Annotated in this window: 15 protein-coding genes; 5 read left to right on the top strand and 10 right to left on the bottom strand. The window is 75.9% G+C overall.

What is annotated here, in order from left to right; all coding sequences use genetic code 11:
• Nucleotides 1–144: 144 nt before the first annotated feature.
• Genes LPA27_RS01985 through LPA27_RS01965 form a run of 5 tightly spaced genes read right to left on the bottom strand, consistent with a single transcriptional unit; the run spans nt 145 to nt 4,679 of the window.
• On the bottom strand, nt 145–957 hold the full coding sequence (locus LPA27_RS01985) for a glycosyltransferase family 2 protein (protein ID WP_056863022.1): 813 nt from the start codon (nt 955–957) through the stop codon (nt 145–147).
• Nucleotides 954–1,982 (bottom strand): glycosyltransferase, encoded by a 1,029-nt coding sequence (locus tag LPA27_RS01980; RefSeq protein WP_228941311.1) that lies wholly within the window; start codon nt 1,980–1,982, stop codon nt 954–956. The genes LPA27_RS01985 and LPA27_RS01980 overlap by 4 nt, the downstream gene beginning before the upstream one ends.
• On the bottom strand, nt 1,979–3,058 hold the full coding sequence (locus tag LPA27_RS01975) for a glycosyltransferase (protein ID WP_056863024.1): 1,080 nt from the start codon (nt 3,056–3,058) through the stop codon (nt 1,979–1,981). Before LPA27_RS01975 ends, LPA27_RS01980 begins: the two co-directional genes overlap by 4 nt.
• The gene (locus tag LPA27_RS01970; protein WP_228941310.1) at nt 3,055–4,233 is read right to left on the bottom strand and encodes a glycosyltransferase family 1 protein; all 1,179 of its coding nucleotides are present in this window, start codon (nt 4,231–4,233) and stop codon (nt 3,055–3,057) included. The genes LPA27_RS01975 and LPA27_RS01970 overlap by 4 nt, the downstream gene beginning before the upstream one ends.
• Entirely contained in the window at nt 4,230–4,679 is a 450-nt protein-coding gene (locus LPA27_RS01965; RefSeq protein ID WP_228941309.1) for an SRPBCC family protein, read from the bottom strand. Before LPA27_RS01965 ends, LPA27_RS01970 begins: the two co-directional genes overlap by 4 nt.
• Before the next feature lie 229 nt (nt 4,680–4,908).
• Here LPA27_RS01965 and LPA27_RS01960 point away from each other — a divergent pair, with 229 nt between their 5' ends.
• Nucleotides 4,909–5,931, top strand: coding sequence for an SDR family oxidoreductase (locus tag LPA27_RS01960; protein WP_056863026.1), 1,023 nt, complete (start codon nt 4,909–4,911; stop codon nt 5,929–5,931).
• A 61-nt stretch (nt 5,932–5,992) separates the two neighbouring features.
• Here the strand turns inward: LPA27_RS01960 and LPA27_RS01955 are convergent, their stop codons facing one another.
• Nucleotides 5,993–7,033, bottom strand: coding sequence for an AraC family transcriptional regulator (locus LPA27_RS01955; protein WP_228941308.1), 1,041 nt, complete (start codon nt 7,031–7,033; stop codon nt 5,993–5,995).
• 69 nt (nt 7,034–7,102) lie between these two features.
• Between LPA27_RS01955 and LPA27_RS01950 the strand changes: the two genes are divergently transcribed.
• Nucleotides 7,103–8,716, top strand: a complete 1,614-nt coding sequence (locus tag LPA27_RS01950) for a flavin-containing monooxygenase (protein WP_228941307.1) — start codon at nt 7,103–7,105, stop codon at nt 8,714–8,716.
• 11 nt (nt 8,717–8,727) lie between these two features.
• Nucleotides 8,728–9,762: a zinc-binding dehydrogenase gene (locus tag LPA27_RS01945; protein WP_228941315.1), complete on the top strand. Its 1,035-nt coding sequence runs from the start codon at nt 8,728–8,730 to the stop codon at nt 9,760–9,762.
• A gap of 330 nt (nt 9,763–10,092) precedes the next feature.
• Here the strand turns inward: LPA27_RS01945 and LPA27_RS01940 are convergent, their stop codons facing one another.
• The 3 genes from LPA27_RS01940 to LPA27_RS01930 all read right to left on the bottom strand — a co-directional run bounded on the left by LPA27_RS01940 (nt 10,093) and on the right by LPA27_RS01930 (nt 14,531).
• Nucleotides 10,093–10,461 carry a response regulator gene (locus LPA27_RS01940; protein ID WP_228941306.1) on the bottom strand — a complete coding sequence of 123 codons (369 nt, stop codon included), beginning with the start codon at nt 10,459–10,461 and terminating at the stop codon, nt 10,093–10,095.
• 31 nt (nt 10,462–10,492) lie between these two features.
• The gene (locus LPA27_RS01935; protein ID WP_228941305.1) at nt 10,493–11,902 is read right to left on the bottom strand and encodes a pyruvoyl-dependent arginine decarboxylase; all 1,410 of its coding nucleotides are present in this window, start codon (nt 11,900–11,902) and stop codon (nt 10,493–10,495) included.
• Between the two features lie 454 nt (nt 11,903–12,356).
• Nucleotides 12,357–14,531 (bottom strand): PAS domain-containing sensor histidine kinase, encoded by a 2,175-nt coding sequence (locus LPA27_RS01930; protein WP_228941304.1) that lies wholly within the window; start codon nt 14,529–14,531, stop codon nt 12,357–12,359.
• Nucleotides 14,532–14,689: 158 nt separating this feature from the next.
• On the opposite strand from LPA27_RS01930, the gene LPA27_RS01925 reads away from it, so the two are divergent.
• Nucleotides 14,690–14,857 carry a hypothetical protein gene (locus tag LPA27_RS01925; RefSeq protein WP_156697762.1) on the top strand — a complete coding sequence of 56 codons (168 nt, stop codon included), beginning with the start codon at nt 14,690–14,692 and terminating at the stop codon, nt 14,855–14,857.
• A gap of 424 nt (nt 14,858–15,281) precedes the next feature.
• The gene (locus LPA27_RS01920; protein ID WP_228941303.1) at nt 15,282–16,070 is read left to right on the top strand and encodes a siderophore-interacting protein; all 789 of its coding nucleotides are present in this window, start codon (nt 15,282–15,284) and stop codon (nt 16,068–16,070) included.
• 126 nt (nt 16,071–16,196) lie between these two features.
• Here LPA27_RS01920 and mftR read toward each other — a convergent pair whose 3' ends face one another.
• The gene (mftR, locus tag LPA27_RS01915; protein ID WP_228941302.1) at nt 16,197–16,796 is read right to left on the bottom strand and encodes a mycofactocin system transcriptional regulator; all 600 of its coding nucleotides are present in this window, start codon (nt 16,794–16,796) and stop codon (nt 16,197–16,199) included.
• Between the last annotated feature and the right edge of the window lie 88 nt (nt 16,797–16,884).

Genomic DNA, 16,884 nt, shown 5'->3' with positions numbered 1-16,884 from the left:
GCGGTCGCCGGGGCTCCCGCGGTGGCCCGCCCCGCGCTCCGACGTCATGCGCAGGGTGGATGCGCATCCACGTCTCGCATGACGTCTCGACCGGCCCCGTCAGCCCCGCCCGGCGCTCCCACCTCGACCGCCGGGCGGTGCGGGTCAGGCGCGGGCCCAGCCGCCGTCGACCCGGCGGACCAGGCCGCGGGCTTCGAAGGCCTCGAGCCAGCCCTCCATGGGCCAGCGGCCCCACCGGCGGGCGAAGAGGGCGCCGTTGCGCAGGATGTCGTCGACGTGCTGCACCGGGGGGTCGGTGGTGGGGTGGTGCTGGTGGTAGGCGCGGGCGCCGCCGACCCAACCGAGCCCGACGCCGGCGGCGGCGACCTGGTGACCGAAGTCGGTGTCCTCGCCGCCGTAGCCGACGTACTCCTCGCAGAACGCGCCGGCGCGGGTCCACGCCTCGCGCGAGAGCGCGAACGACAGCGACCAGAAGAGGTCGGGCCGCCCGCCCACGTGCTCCTCGCCGGGCGCGGGGTCGGGGCGTGCGGGGTGGGGGTCGTCGAGCGCGGGCAGCCGGGCGAGGTCGTAGCCGCCGGGCGAGGGTGGGAGGTAGGTGACCGGGCCCGACCAGACCGCGTCGGGGCGGCGCAGCGCGACGTCGGCGTAGGACGCGACGAGGTCGTGGCCGGCCAGGCAGTCGACGTCGAGGGCGACCACGACGTCGGCGCCGGAGCGGAAGGCGTCCTCGATGCCGCGGTTGCGGGCCCGGGCGAGCGGCAGGCCGACCGCGTCGCGACCGACGCGCTCCACGCGGCGGCGCAGGCCACCGACCGTGGCGGGCTCGAGGGACGGGTCGTCCATGGCGACGACGAGGTAGTCGTCGGGCACCCGGCCGCCCGCCGCCAGCGAGCGGTGCTGGGCGGCGAGGTGGTCGCCCCGGCCGTGGGCGATGGTCGTGACGGCGACCCGGGTCACGCGGGAGCCCCCGTCACCAGGTCGGCGAAGCGCTCGGCGGTGTCGGTCGGGCACCAGCCGGCCCACCCCTCGCCGTCGAGGGCGGCCACGGCCTCCAGGCGCGCGGCCCAGCCGTCAGCGGGCAGGTGCGGCTCGACCACGACCGGCCAGGGTCCGGCGGCGAGGGCCTCGCCGGTGCAGCGCTGCTCGTCGTGGGGGCGGTCCTGGGGCACGACCACGGCCGGGCGGCGCAGCGTGGCCACCTCCGCCACTGCGTTCTGCCCGGCGTGGGTGACCACCACGTCGGCCTCCGCCAGCAGGGCGGTCGGGTCGGGCACCCAGGCGCCGTGGGCCCCGCCGAGCACGGTCCAGCGCCAGCCGGGCGTCTGGGCGCGGGCGAGGTCGAGCACGTCGGCGCCGACGGTGTCGCCGCCGGCGCCCAGCAGCACCACGACGGAGCGCTCGCGCCCCGGCGTACGACGCTCGGGTGCCTCGGCGGCCGGCGGGGCTGTGAGCCGGGAGAGCCCGCCGACGGCGTGGAGCCGCTCGAGCACGGTGTCGGGCACGTCGCGGAGCATGCCGGGCCCGCCCGGCGCCCCGGTGGCGACGGCCGGCCAGAAGCCGACCAGCTGGTCGCACACGTCGAGGCCGAGCAGGTGGGCGGCGTCGCCGCGGCGCCCGGGCAGGACGACGCCGGTGACGGGCACGCCGTGCAGCCGGGCCAGCAGCGCGACCTCGACCGAGACGTCGACGACCACGCGGTCGGGCACGGCCTCCTCGATCCACCGCGAGACCTGGGCCGAGCGTCGGCGCAGGCCGCCGTCGTGGCGCGGCACCCAGTGCAGGCGGCCGCCGGCGCTCACGTCGAGGGCCTGGGAGCCCTCGTCGTCGCGGTCGAGGCGCACCCACGGCCCGGGCCAGGCCTCGGGCGCCGGCAGCGACGACAGTCCGGTGACCTCGACGCCGCGTGCGTGCAGCACCCGGGCGAGGCCGGTGGCGCGGTGGAGGTGGCCCTTGCCGTGGTGGTGGACGTAGTAGCCGATCATGCGGCGTCCCGGAGCCGGCCGAGGGAGCGGTAGAGCCGCTCGTACTCGTCGACCATGCGCCGCAGCGAGCAGTGCTGCACGGCGTGGCGTCGCACCGCGCCCCGGTCGCGCCCGAGCGCGGCGGTGACCGCGACGGCGAGCGCCTCGACGTCCCCGCCGGGGGCGAGGGCGCCGGCCTCGTCGGCGACGACCTCGCGCAGCGCGCCGCGGTCGTAGGCCGCCACGGGGGTGCCGCAGGCCATCGCCTCGGCGGCGACCAGGCCGTAGGGCTCGTCCCAGGCGGGGGTGACCAGCGCGACCGAGGCCCGGCCGAGCAGGCGGGTGAGCGCCTTGTGGTCGAGGTGGCCCACGTGCACCGCCTGGCGACCCAGGCGCGGGGCGATCTCGCGCTCGAAGTAGGCCTCGTCGGGCACGGGTCCGGCGAGCACCAGCGGGATGCCGGCCAGCCGGCAGGCGTCGATGGCCTCGTGGGGCGCCTTCTCGGCGACCAGCCGGCCCGACCACACCGCGGGCCCGCCGCCGGGGCCGGGGGTCCAGCGGTCGACGTCGACGCCGTTGAGGATCGGCACCGCCGGGGCCAGGTGGGCCCAGGCGCGCGAGGTGTGCTCGGAGACCGCGGCGAAGGAGCTGCTGGCCGGCGACAGCGCCACGGCCGACTCCAGCCACGGCACGGGCGGGGTGTGCAGGGTGGTCACCAGGGGCACGTCGACGGTGTGGGCCATCGCCACGGGCAGGTGGTGGAGGCTGTTGTTGTGCACGACGTCGAAGCGGGTCGAGGCGTCGCGAGCGAGGTCGAGCATCAGCCCGAGGTAGGCGTGGTGCTCGGCCATCCACCGCCGCGGCGGGGCGTTGACGTCGGCCTCGGCCGCCGGCGACGGCACGAAGCGGGGCACGTCGAGCTCGGTGACGTCGAGCGCGGGGTCGCTGCCGGGGGCCGCGAAGAGCGACACCTCGTGGCCGCGGCGCAGCAGCTCGCGCGCCAGCTGGTGGGTCATGGCCTCCAGCCCGCCCGCGAAGGGCTCGCCGATCGGGTAGAGGCTCGAGGCGACCAGGCAGATGCGGAGCCGGTCCCTCACGAGACCCCTCGTGCGGCGGCGACCAGCGAGCGGTAGAGCTCCAGGTGGGTGGCGGCGCCGGCGTCGCGCTGACGACGGCGCTCCTCGATGGTGGCCCCGAAGCGCGGGCGCTCGTCGTGGGCGCGGCGCACCGCGGCGGCCAGCGAGTCGGCGTCGACGCCGTGCTCGTCGGCGGCGTACGACAGCACCGGACCCTGCTCGGCGAAGTAGCCGCAGGTCGGGGCGAGCACGGTCGTGCCGAGGTCGCGGCAGGCCTCCAGCCAGCCCGAGTGGGTGCCGAAGCGGTAGGGCAGGACGGAGGCGTCGAGGGAGCCCAGGTGGCGCCACAGCGCGTCGTCGGGGAGGTAGTCGTGGACCTCGAGGTCGACCAGCCCGGCGCGGGCGGCGTCCTGCACGTAGGCCGCGAGCGCCGCGTCGTGGCGCACGAAGCCGGGATCCATGACGTCGTGGTGGGCGTTGACCTGGAGCACGGCGTCGGGCAGCGCGGCCACGGTCTCGACCAGGGTCGGCAGCACCGCCATCGGGTCCATGCTCGCGCGCAGGCTCTTGAGGTGCAGCCCGATCCGGAAGGCGCCGGTGCGCCGGCGCGCGCGGCAGTCCTGGGCCACGCCCATGGTGTCGGTGTCGACGACGTGGGGGTGCGGCACCACCACGGCCTCGACGCCCCAGCGCGCGCGGATCTCAGCGGCGGCGCCCGGGGTGAGGGTGACGACCGCGTCGGCGGCCGGCACGAGCACGTCGAGCTGGGCGTCGTGGGCCGCGCGGTCGAGGTGGTGGGGGTTGCGCAGGTCGTGGGCGGTGTAGACGAGCGGCGTACGTCGTCTCCGCAGGGCCGCGACCAGGCGCTCCAGCTCGGCGGGCTCGCGCGCGTCGAAGCCGAACTGCAGGTGGTAGACGTCGAAGGCGTCGGGCGCGGCCCGCTCGACCCACTCCGGGTCGAGCATGACCGGGGGCCACCACCGCTCCTCCGCGACCCGCGAGGGGTCGTCGGGGTGCGGGTCGGGGAGTCGCTCGACGGCGTCGAGGCCGTCCTCGCGGTCGAGGTGGCGCACGTAGACGTGGCCCGACGGCACCGAGGCGACGCGCAGGGTGCGCGCGCCCGCCCGGTCCGGCGTGCCCGCCCCGCCCGGCGCCGGGGCGCCGGCGGAGGGGCGGGGGGCCACGTCGAGGGTCACGACAGGCGCTCCAGGCGCTCCTCGAGGCTGGAGGCGACCTTGTCGGCCAGGACCTTCAGGGCGGCCGGGAGCACCGGGGTGGCCAGCTTGGCGGCGCCCTGCGGCTCGAACTCCGCGTGGTAGGTCACCGCGGTGCCGGTCGTGCCGTCCTCGAGGGCGGTCGTGGCGAAGGTCAGGGTGTCGCGCAGCTGCACCGACCCGGCGTCGCCGGTGAGCACCAGGCGCTCCTGCTCGACGCGCTCCACGACGGTGTACTCCACCTCCTGCTCGGAGCCGAGGAAGGACGAGACGTTGTGGTAGGTCGTGCCGACCCCGCCGTCGCCGGAGGTGCGGGTGGTGCGCTGCGTGGGCGGGTCCCACTCCTCGGTGGAGGTGAAGTCGGAGAGGTAGTCCCAGACCCGCGGGAGGGTGGTGTGGGTGGTGACGGTGCGCTCGACGCTGGGCACGGCGGAGTCCTTCGGTTGTCGGACCTCCGTTCTACGGCCCCCCGCCTCCGGGGCGCTCCATCCCTGCGGGGGGAGCCGGTGGGGTGAGGCCGCCTCACCCCTTGGACCAGGTCTCGCGCGAGCCCCTGTCGGGCCCCGTCGGCGGCCGTCATGGTGGCAGGGCGGCCCCGCCGCCGGCGCCCGTCGGGCGCGGGTGCGGCGGGCGCGCAGAGCGACCAGGAGGTCGAGCATGAGCAGATCCACAGCACCCACCACCCCTCGCGTGGCCGTGGTCACCGGAGGCACCGCCGGCGTCGGACGCGCGGTGGTCCGCGAGCTCGCCGGGGCCGGCTACGACGTCGCCGTCCTCGCCCGCGGCGAGGCCGGGCTGGCCGCGACCGCCCGCGACGTGGAGGGCCTCGGTCGCCGCTGCCTGCCGCTGCAGGTCGACGTGGCCGACGGCGAGGCCGTCGAGGCCGCCACCGACCGGGTGGAGGCCGAGCTCGGCGAGATCGACGTGTGGGTCAACAACGCCTTCGTGGGCGCCCTGTCGTACTTCTGGGACACCACGCCCGAGGAGCACCGGCGCCTCACCGACGTCACCTACCACGGCCAGGTACACGGGCTGCGGGCCGCGCTGCGCGTGATGCGGCCCCGCGACCGGGGGTCGGTGGTCAACGTCTCCTCGGCGATGGCCTACCGCTCGATCCCGCTCCAGGCCGCCTACTGCGGCGCCAAGCACGCGGTGAAGGGCCTGACGGAGTCGGTGCACACCGAGCTGCTCGCCACGGGCAGCGCCGTGCGCGTCTCGCTGGTGACCCTGCCGGGCCTCAACACCCCGCAGTTCACCTGGAACCTCAACCGCATGGCCGGCCGTCCGATGCCGGTGCCGCCGATCCTCGAGCCCGAGGTGGCCGCCCGGGCCATCCGGCACGTCGCCGAGCACCCCCGCCGCAACGCCTGGGTCGGCATCGCCGCGGTCTACACCGTGCTGGGCAACCGCCTCGCCCCGGCGTTCATGGACCGCTACCTCGCCCGCACCGGCGTGGACTCCCAGCAGACCGAGCAGGAGACGCCGCGGCTGGGCTCCAACGTCTTCGAGCCCCGCGACGCCGAGCGCGACCAGGGCGCCCGGGGCCCCTTCTCCGACCAGTCGGGCCAGCGCGACCCGGTCTCGGCGATCGGCCGCCACCGACGCGCCCTCACCGGCGTCGTCGGCGCCGGGGTGCTTGCCGGGCTGACCGGTGGTGCGCTCCGGGCGGTGCGCCGGTGAGCGCCGGTGAGCGACGGCGGGTCGACCGGCCCGTCGACCGGAGGGCCGGTCGCCTCTCGACCTAGACCGCGGGGTCGAGCCCGTGGCGGCGCACGTCGCGGGGGGTGCGGCCCCACCAGCGACGGCAGGCGCGGGTGAGCACGGCCTGCTCGGAGAGCCCGAGCAGGCCGGCGACCTGAGCGAGCGGGAGGTCGGTGGTGAGCAGGTAGCGCCGTGCCGCGGCCCGGCGGGCGTCGTCGAGGATCGCCGCGAAGGTCGTGTCCTCGGCGGCCAGGCGCCGCTGGAGGGTGCGGGGGTGCAGGTCGAGCAGGCGGGCCACCGCGCCGACCTCGGGGCTGGCCGTGCCGAGCAGCTGGTCGACCGCGCCCCGCACGCGCGGGGCCACGCGGTCGCCGTCCACCGGGGCCTGGCGGTCGAGGAAGTCGAGGGCCATCCGGCGCACGGACTCGTCGCGGCCGGTGAGCGGCAGGGCGCCCAGGCTGCTAGGCAGCCGCAGCAGCGCGGCGGGGCGGCCGAAGCGCACGCGCACCCCGAAGAAGTCCTCGTACGCCGCCCGGGGCGCGACCGGTCGCCCCGGCAGGTCGACGGTGCGCAGCCCGTAGCCGCCCCCGGCGAGCGAGCGGATGCTGCGGTGCAGGGAGCCCAGGCTGAGGTCGGTGCCCTGGCGGGGCGGGTCGACCCCCGGCGGGGTGACGTCGTAGCGCAGCGCCTCGACGCCGCGCACGCCGTCGGGGTCGGGCTCGAGGCTGATCCGCATGGCGGGGGCGTGGACGAAGAGGTAGCGCGAGGTGCACTCCATGGCCTCGGCCACGGTGGGGGAGTTCTCGATGGCCAGGGCCAGCGGGCCGAGCAGCGAGAGGTCCTGGCGGGCCGCGACCCGCAGGCCGAGGTCGGGCCGGTCGAGCTCGTGGGCGGCCAGCTCGAGCACACCGGCCATGGCCAGGTCGGGCACCAGCAGGTCGTCGGCGTCGAGGGCGGCGGGGTCGAGGCGGGCCCGGCGGGCCAGGTCGTCGGCGTCGCCGCCCAGCTCCTCCACCACGGCGCGGAAGCCGCGCAGGCCGGCGGAGCGGATCACGGACATGTCGTCCAGGATCACGGACATGTCGTCCAGGATCAAGGAACTGTCGCGTCAGATCAAGAACGGGCGCATCGAGCGGCGCACCATGGAGGTATGAGCGACACCGACACCCGTCCCAGCACCGCCGCGGGCACCGGCACCGGCGGCACCGGCACTGACACCGGCACCGCCGGCGCGCGCCGGCCGCTGCCCGCGCACGTCGACGTCGTGGTGGTCGGCGCCGGCCTCTCCGGCATCGGCGCGGGCTACCGCCTGCAGACCGAGGTGCCCGACCGCAGCTACCTCGTGCTCGAGTCGCGCGAGGCGATGGGCGGCACGTGGGACCTCTTCCGCTACCCCGGCATCCGCTCCGACTCCGACATGTTCACCCTGGGCTACCAGTTCAAGCCCTGGCGCGAGCCGAAGTCGATCGCCGACGGCCCCACGATCCTGCGCTACATCCGCGAGACCGCGGAGGAGTTCGGGATCGACGAGCACATCCGCTACGGCACCAAGGTGCTCGGCGCCGACTTCTCCACCGCCGAGGCGCGCTGGACGCTGACCCTGCTGCGCGACGGCGTCGAGACCACGATGACCTGCGACTTCCTCTACTCCTGCGCGGGCTACTACGACTACGACGAGACCTACACCCCCGACCTGCCGGGCCTGTCGGACTTCGGCGGCACCGTGGTGCACCCGCAGTTCTGGCCCGAGGACCTCGACTACTCCGGGCAGCGCGTGGTCGTCATCGGGTCCGGGGCCACCGCGGTCACGCTGGTGCCCTCGATGCTGCGCGACTCCACCGGCGACGAGGGCGTCGACGGATCCGGCGCCGCGGCCCACGTGACCATGCTGCAGCGCAGCCCCACCTGGATCTCCGCCGTGCCCAGCCGCGACACCAAGGCCGACTGGCTGCGCGAGCACCTGCCCGCCGACCTGGCCCACACCCTGATCCGCAGCAAGAACATCGCCTTCGGCACGGCCTTCTACCAGTTCTGCCGGCGCTACCCCGACCGCGCCCGCAAGCTCCTCACGGGCCTGGCCACCAAGGTCCTCGGCGACGAGCAGCTGGTCGCCGACCACTTCACGCCCTCCTACGACCCGTGGGACCAGCGCCTGTGCGCCATCCCGAGCGCCGACCTCTTCAAGGCGATCAAGGGCGGTGACGCCGAGGTCGTCACCGACACCATCGACCGCTTCGTGCCCGAGGGCGTGCGGCTCAGCTCGGGCCGCGTGCTCGAGGCCGACGTCGTCATCACCGCCACCGGCCTGCAGCTGCTGGCCTTCGGCGGGATCAGCCCGAAGGTCGACGGCGAGACCGTGCCGCTCTCGGAGCAGTTCGTCTGGCAGGGCGCCATGATGACCGGCGTGCCGAACTTCGCCGTCTGCATCGGCTACACCAACGCCTCCTGGACCCTGCGCGCCGACCTGTCGCACCGGCTGGTGTGCAAGGTGCTGCGCTGGATGGACGACCGCGACCTCGCCGCCGTCGAGCCCCACCCCGACCGCGAGCTCACCGAACGCCCGCTGCTCGACCTCGCCTCGGGCTACGTCCAGCGCTCCATCGGCGCCTTCCCGCGCCAGGGCGACAGCGGCCCGTGGCGGGTGCGGCAGAACTACGTGCTCGACTCGCTCACCACCCTGCGGGCCGACCTGCGCCGGACCCTGCGGACCACCCCGCGCTCCGCCGTACGCCGCGACGCGCAGCCGGTCGGAGCCGGCCGGTGAGCGCCCGCACGATGCGCGCCCAGCGCCTCGACACCCGCACCCTGACCTTCGAGGTCACCGACGTGCCCGTGCCGACCCCCGGCCCGGGCGAGGTGCTGGTGCAGGTCGCGTTCTGCGGCATCTGCCACTCCGACCTCAGCCTGCTCGACGGCACCTTCCCCGCCATGGGGCCGCCGGTGATCACCCAGGGCCACGAGGCCTCGGGCACCATCGCCGAGCTCGGCGCCGGCGTCGAGGGCTGGGCCGTCGGCGACCGGGTCGTGCCCGCCGCCGGCCGCCCGTGCGGTCGCTGCGCCTTCTGCCGGCGCTCCGACTTCAGCAGCTGCACCCAGCTCGCCCTCATGGCCTTCGCCTACGACGGCGCCTGGGCGGAGTACACCCTCGCCCAGGCCGGCGGGCTGACCCGGATCCCCGACAACGTCTCGATGGAGCAGGCCGCGATCCTCGCCGACGCCGTCTCCACGCCGTACGGCGCCGTCGTCCACACCGGCGACGTGCGCGTCGGGGAGTCGGTCGGGGTGTGGGGCGCCGGCGGCGTCGGCACCCACGTCGTGCAGCTGGCCCGCCTCGTCGGGGCCACCCCCATCGTGGCCGTCGACCTCGACGAGACCGTGCGCCAGCGCGCCCTCGACCTCGGCGCCGACCTCGCCCTGGACTCCCGCGACCCCGACCTGACCGCGAAGATCGCCGAGGTCACCGGCGGGCAAATGCTCGACGTCGCCTTCGACGCGGTCGGCCTCAAGGTCACCTTCGACCAGGCCCTGGCCAGCCTCGGCTCGCGCGGGCGCCTGGTCGGCGTCGGCATGAGCGGCGAGGAGTGGTCGCTGGGCCCGAGCATGCTCTTCAACCTCAGCCGCAAGCAGGTGCGCGGCCACCTCGGCTACGACGTCTCCGACATCGGGGTCCTCGCCCGGCTCGTCTCCACCGGACGACTCGACCTGAGCCGCTCCATCAGCGGGATCGTGCCGCTGGAGGACGTCGCCGAGGGAATCCGGCTGCTCAAGGACCGCGAGGGCAGCCCCGTGCGGATCCTCGTGCAGCCCTAGGGTCCCCCGTCCGCGCACCACCTCCGGTCCCGCCGGTGTGGCTGCACGTGGATCGTGCAATTGCGCGGTCGGGGTGCGTGGATCGCGCAATTGCGCGGGTCGCTGCCGGCCGGGCGAGTGGGTTTGCGCGGCTGGTGCAGCTCTGCCGGGTGGCGGATCGTCGAAGCGGCGCAAACCTTGAGCCGGCCCCTGATGTGCGGCAGCACCTGGGCCGTCCAGGAGGTGCGCAGCCGCGCGATTGCGCGGTTGGCGCGCGTGGATCGCGCAATTGCGCCAGCGGTGACCTCAGCCGGGGCCGCAGCCGCGCGGCCGAGGCGGCGCTGGGGCGGACTAGGGCGCGGGCCAGCCCAGCAGCTCGGCCACCTGGGCGGGCAGCTCGCGGGCGGCGAAGGGCTTGGCGATGACGCCCCGCACGCCGGGGGCGTCGTCGACCTGGGCCTTGGCCGTCAGCAGCACGACCGGGATGTGGCGGGTGGACTCGTCGGCGGCGAGGGCGGCCGTCGCCTCGAGGCCGTTCATGCCCGGCATCATCATGTCCATCAGGACGGCATCGGGCTGGTGGGCGCGGGCGACCTCGACGGCCTCGGCGCCGCTGGCGGCGGTGAGCACGCTCCAGCCGGCGATGATCTCCAGGGTCATCTGGACGACTTCGCGGATCGCCTCGTCGTCGTCGGTGACCAGGATCGTGGGGGCGGACACGCGGGTACCTCCGAGAGCAGGAGGAGCCAGGCTAGTCGCGCACGGCCGCCAGCGCGGGCCTTCCGCCACTTCTTTGCTTGGGGCCGTGGAAGGTGCCGGCGTAGTAGGTCTGCAGGTCCACCGGCTCGATGCTGACCTCGGCCAGCCGGGAGAGGAGCCGGCCCGCGTTGCCGCTGAGCCGGCGGTCGTCGTTGAACGCGCAGATGTCCCAGGCGGCCACGGCCCGCTCGGCCACCATCAGCGCCGCCATCTCCTCGATGATGGCGTGGAAGACCCGCGCACTGCGGTGGGTCGGCGCGACCAGGGTGAAGCCGAGGTAGTAGACCGCGCCGCGGGCGGCGTGGTCGGGGAAGCGCTCGGCCAGGAAGCCCGGGCTGATCCACGGCACTGTGTCGAGGTCGTCGGTCAGGGTGGCCATGCCCACCGCCTCGCCGGCCTCGTCCCAGGCCACCCACTTCTGCACGCGCGGGTCGACCATCTCGGCGTGGAACTCCTCCTCGTGCAGCAGCTGGCGCGCCGCGGCGAGGGTCTCGAGCTCGCTGAAGGTGTCGCGGTAGAGCCGGTAGTAGCGCTGGGAGGTCGCCTCGTCGACCTCCTTCTCGACCGTGATCGTCAGCCCCGGGCGCACGCGCCCGACCGGCCGCGTCGCCGGCGCCGCCGCGAAGGCGGCGGCCCGCGCCCGGCCCTCGGTCGGCTCGGGTCGGGCGGCGAGCGGCGTCGCGGCCACGCCGTCGTGCCGGCCCGCCGGTGCAGCCGTGCCCGGGTCGACCCCGGGCGCGCCGGTGCCCGGGGTGCTGCCGCTCCCGCCGCCGACGCCCGGCGGGACCGTCGGAGCGGTCGCGACGGTCGGGGCGACGCCGGACGGGTGGCCCGCGGGGGCCGAGGAGGCCCTGGGAGCGAGGGGGCCGGTGACGGCGGCGGGGTCGAACCACGACGAGACGCGGTAGGCCGCGAGGACGACCGCGCACGCAGGCAGGTCGACGCAGGTCACCGACGCGACGGCCGTCTGCACCGCGCCGTAGTGGCCGCGGCGGGTCGCCTTCATGTCGGCCAGGCTGAGCTCGATCTGCTCCAGCACCGACTCCTCGGTGGGGCCGTGGTGCTCCACGAACAGCCCGGCTCCCTCGGCGTCGACGCACCACCCCAGCCCGGCCCAGCCGGTCTCGCCGGGCCGCTCGGCGTAGGCCTCGGCGCGCACGCAGAACAGCACGTCGCCGTGGCCCCCGGGCAGGTCGGCGCCGACCTGGCGCACGCGGGAGCCGGGCGGGATCACCGAGGAGAGGGTGACGAGGTTGAAGTCGGCGACGCCGGCGCCCTGGAGCGCGGCGTCGAAGGCCGACAGCGGGGTGCGGCCCGACCCCGATCCCGTGCGCACCGTGATGTCGAGGGTCTGCGCCGCCTCGCCGGAGCGTCCTGCGCGCAGTGTCGTGTCGTGGCCCATGCGTCTCCCGTCGACCGCTGCGGTCCCCGCCGCACGCGTCGACGACCCGCGTGCGCCACCGTCCCGGCCCGGGGCGACGTCGTGCCGTCATCGGAATTATGTACGCCGCGCTCTCCCGCGCACCGACCGGCCCCCGTCGATCGGCGCGCCGGCACCCCCCGGACGGGCCATGCCCCGCTGCCCGATCGGCCCCCCGGGTGCCCGGCCGCTGCGACGTGTCGGGGTCGGACGGGCACAGGGGCGCGCGACGTCGGGCGAGCGGGCCGGGCGGCCTGCCGCGGCGGGGGTCGGCGGGTCGGCGCGGGTCGGCGCGGGTCGGCGCGGGTCGGCCGCGGCGACTGTGCCCGTCCGACTTCGTGCCACCCCCCGCGCGCGGCGGCGGTCCGGCGGTGGACCGGGGGAGCGGCGGTCCGGCGGTGGACCGGGGGAGCGGCGGACCGGGGTGCGGGGAGGGTCAGGCGGCGGGCAGGGTGAAGAACACCGACGTGCCGACGCCGACCTCGCTCTCGATCCAGATCCGCCCGCCGTGGCGGGTGACGATCTGGCGGCTGATGGTCAGGCCGAGACCGGTGCCGCCCTTCTCGCGGGTGTCGGAGGAGTCGACCTGCTCGAAGCGCTCGAAGACGCTGCTCAGCATGTCGGCGGGGATGCCGCGACCGTGGTCGCGCACCTCGAACAGCACCTGCGGCCCCGCGACCACCGCGCCGGCCTCGGCCGCCCGGCCCGCGGCGGCGGTGTCCGTGGCGGTGGCGGTGGCGGTGTTGGTGTCCGTGGCGGTGGTGGTGGCGGTGGGACCGGACTCGAGGGTGACCACGGAGCCGGGCTCGGAGAACTTGCAGGCGTTGCCGATGAGGTTGGTGAGGGTCTGCATCACCTGGTCGGCGTCGGCGTGCACGACGCCGTCGGCGCGACCGACCTCGATGCCGACGCCGAGCGACCCGGCCATGCCCTCGATCTGGCGGGCGGCGGCCTCGAGCAGGTCGCGGGCGGGTTGGGCGGTGTGGGAGCGGGTGGCCTCGCCGGTCTCGAGCCGCTCGAGGTCGAGCAGGTCGTTGATCAGCCGGGAGAGGCGCTCGCTGCTCTCCAGCGCGACGGTGACCATGCGGGTCGCGCCGGCCGACAGCGGACCGAGGTGGCCGTCGGCGACCATCTCCAGGGAGGCCCGGATGGAGGTCAGCGGGGTGCGCAGCTCGTGGCTGACGACGGAGAGGAACTCGTCCTTGATCCGGTCGACCTCGCGACGCTGGGTGACGTCGCGGAAGACGATGACCCCGCCCAGCACCTCGTCGTCGTCGATGAGCGGCGCCGCGGTCATGTCGGCGGGGAAGGTCGAGCCGTCGGCGCGGCGCAGCAGCTCGTCGTCGGCCACCTGCACCTGCCCGGTGCTCATCGCCGCGAAGACCGGGCACTCCTCCCACGGCACGAGGCGTCCCTCGACGGTGGTGGCGTGCAGCACCGGGTGGGCCGGTCGTCCCTCCAGCTCGGCCAGGGTGTAGCCGAGGGCCTCGCCGGCCGAGGGGTTGAGGAAGGTGACGCGTCCGTCGCGGTCGACGCCGTAGATGCCGTCGCCGACGGAGTCGAGGAGCAGCTCGTTCTGCCGGGCCAGCTGGCGCAGGTGCTCGGTCTGCTCGGCCACCCGCCGCTCGAGCCCGCGCCGCAGGGCGGCGTTGTCGGCGGTGAGCAGGACCTGCCGCACCCCGGCGGCGACGATCAGCACGAGCCACGCCACCGCCTGCGCGCCGTTGGGGTTGCGCGACTCCCCGAGGGTCACCTGCACCACGGCGGCGACGAGCAGCACCGCGAAGACCACCATCGTGCCGATCGACTCCGGCAGGCCCCGACCGGTGTCCTCGTCCTCGCTGGGCAGGGGGGCCCAGGCGGCCAGCCCGAAGAAGGCGTAGCCCGCGATCCAGCCGAGGTCGAGCACCGTGCCGAAGACGAAGCTGCCCTCGGCCGCGCGCACGGCGAAGGTCAGGTCGCCCACGGCGTAGAGCAGGAAGCCGGTGGCCACCAGGCCGAGCCCGAGGCGCTGCGAGCGCGAGACCCGCAGGAGCAGCAGCACCGCGACCGTGGCCAGCACGACGTCGAGCAGGGGCAGCAGCAGGGCGAGCGCCTGCGCTGCCGACCCGTCGCGCGCGGAGGAGTCGAGCAGCTGGGGGTAGACGAGGACGGAGACGATGAGCAGCAGCGCGCCGCCCGCGACCAGCCCGTCGAGGAACATCACGACCAGCTCGGCGCCGCGGCGTCGTGCGGTGGGGAAGGACAGCAGCCCGGCGGTGGCGATGAGCAGCGCCACCGCGAAGAGGCCGTCGCCCACGACGCTGGGGGAGGAGACGGGGTCCGACCCCATGGCCGCCGACCACGCGTTGCCGCTGATGGCCGTGACGCCGGCGATCGCCAGCAGCAGCCACGGGCGTCGGTCGCGGGGCGTCGTACGCCGGGCGCGCAGCGCCGCGCTGGCCGAGCCGAGCACACCCGCGGCGAGGAGCGCGACGGTCGTGACCGAGCCGCGCACGCCCATCGGCAGCCACGGCAGCAGCAGGAGGGTGGTCAGCACCAGCAGGCCCGCGACGACGACACGCGCGGTGTCGAAGTGCGTGCGCCCGAGCGCCGGCCCCCCCGAGTCCATGGCTCGACGCTATCAGCGCCGCCGCCCGGCGGGCGTCGTCCGATCGGGTCCGCCGGTGGTGGCCGTCCGGGTCCTCCCCGGGGGTGGTCCGGTCGCAGGTCCCGCCACGCCATCCTGGGCTCCGGGACGGCACCGTCGCCGTCCCGGGAGGGAGCACCATGATCACCAGCATCGTCTCGCGCGTCCTCGGACGCGGCCGCTCGACCGGCGCCACCACCGGTCGTCCCGTCGGGGGCACCGCCACGGGCGGCAGCCGCTCGCAGGACGAGGCCATCGGCCGCGGCGTGCGCAGCGTCCTCGGCAAGCTCACCGGCCGCCGCCGCTGACCTGCCGCTGACCTGCCGCCGACCCGCGGCACCCGTCGAGCCCCCCGCCCCGGCCCTGCCGGAGCGGGGGGCTCGGTCTGCTCCGCCGGTCTGCTCCGCCGGTCTGCTCCGCCGGTCTGCTCCGCCGGTCCGCTCCGCTCGCGACCACGCCGGTCCCGATCTCGCCCGCTCCCCGCCTGACTCCCGTCGGTGCGCGCCCTCGGCGCACCCGCTGGTCCCAGCAGCCTCCTGCGCCCCACCGGTCGGCCCGGACCCGCACCTGTCGGCCGAGGCGTGGGCCGACAGGTGCGGGTTTCGCCAGCCGGCCGGTGAAACCCGCAGACCCCTCCCCGCTCCTCAGCCTCCCCACAGCCGGTTCGAGGACCACTGCTGGGCAGGTGCGGTAGGCAGGAGGGGCAGCCCACACCACCGACCCAGGAGCGCCATGGCGACCCGCCTCACCGTGACCAGCGCCGAGACCACGCCGAGCGGCCTGCGCCGCGTGTGGTTCCGCAGCGACGACCTCTCGGCCTTCGCCGACAGCCACCACACCGACCGCTACGTCAAGCTCGTCCTGCCCCGCCCGGGCGTCGCCTACCCCGCGCCGCTGGAGGAGCTCGACCTGCGGGCGCTGCGCACCACGATGGCCCCCGAGGATCTGCCGGTCGTGCGCACCTACACCGCGCTCTTCCCCGACGTCGCCGCCGGCACGCTGGCCATCGACTTCGTGGTGCACGGCGACGAGGGCGTCGCGGGGCCGTGGGCCGCCTCGGCCGCGCCGGGCGACACGCTGGTGGTCAACGGCCCGGGCGGTGCCTGGTCGCCCGACCCCACCGCCGACTGGCACCTGCTCGTCGGCGACGAGTCGGCGCTGCCGGCGGTGACCGCCGCGCTGGCCGCTCTGCCGCCCGACGCGGTCGTGCGGATCGTCGTGCTCGTGGAGTCGCCCGCGCACGCTCCCCGGCTGGATCCCGGCGAGCACGGCGAGCTGGTCGTGGCGCACCGCAGCGACGGCGGCACCCTCGAGGCCGCGGTGCGCGCCCTCGACTGGCCGCCCGGGCGGGTCAGTGCCTTCGTGCACGGCGAGGCGGGCGAGGTGATGCGTCGCCTGCGCCCCCACCTGCTCGGCGAGCGCGGCGTCGACCGCGCCGACCTGTCGATCTCCGGCTACTGGCGCCGGGGCCGCACCGAGGAGGGCTTCCGCGAGTGGAAGCAGGCCCAGCCGCGCGACTGACACGGCCCGGCGGGGCCTGAGGCGCGGATCGCACGCACGGTCTGCGTGCGATCCGCGCGCCACGCCTGCCCGGCACCGGCGCCGGCGGCGCGCACCGGCGGCGCTGATCGGGGTCAGGGGCCGGGGTCAGGCGCCAGGGTCGAGGTGGGCGCGCAGGGTGAGCATCGCGGCGTCGACCAGGTCGGGCAGCGAGCGGGCGGGGTCGTCGAGCCACACGTCGTACGCCGCGAGCGCGAGGGCGAGGCTGACCTGGCCCACGGTCTGAGGGAGCAGGTCGCCGGGGCGGGTGCCGGTGCGCGCGGCGACGTGCTCGGCGATGACCTGGCGCCACTCGGCGTAGCGGAGCACGGAGTGCGCCTGGAGCGCCGGGGTCCGCAGGATCAGCCGCATCCGGTCGACGTGGGTGGGGTCGGCGGCGGGCGGGAACTCGTTGAAGGCGCGCACGGCGCGGTGCACGCCGCGCCACAGCGGCTCGTCGGCCGGGGCGTCGGCCAGCAGGTGGCGGAAGCGCGCGAGGGTGAGGTCGAAGCGGCCCCACGGGATGTCGTTCTTGGAGCGGTAGTAGCGGAAGAGGGTCCGCCTCCCGACGCCGACCTCGTCGGCGATCGCGTCGAGCGTGGTGCCCTCGAAGCCGCGCTCGGCGAAGAGTCGGAAGGCGGCCTGCTCGATGGCCGCGTGGGTGGTGACGACCGGTCGCCCCTGACGGCGCGCGCTGTCGTCGACCACGGCCGCAAGGTACACCCGCGGACGCGCGGCGGCCCTGCGCGGCCGGGCGGCGGCGGCACCTGCCCGTTCGGAGGGTTCTGAGGCCGCG

This window comes from Nocardioides sp. Leaf374, from assembly GCF_916862475.1.
Lineage (GTDB): Bacteria > Actinomycetota > Actinomycetes > Propionibacteriales > Nocardioidaceae > Nocardioides > Nocardioides kribbensis.
This window is presented reverse-complemented; position numbering and strand designations above follow the sequence as displayed.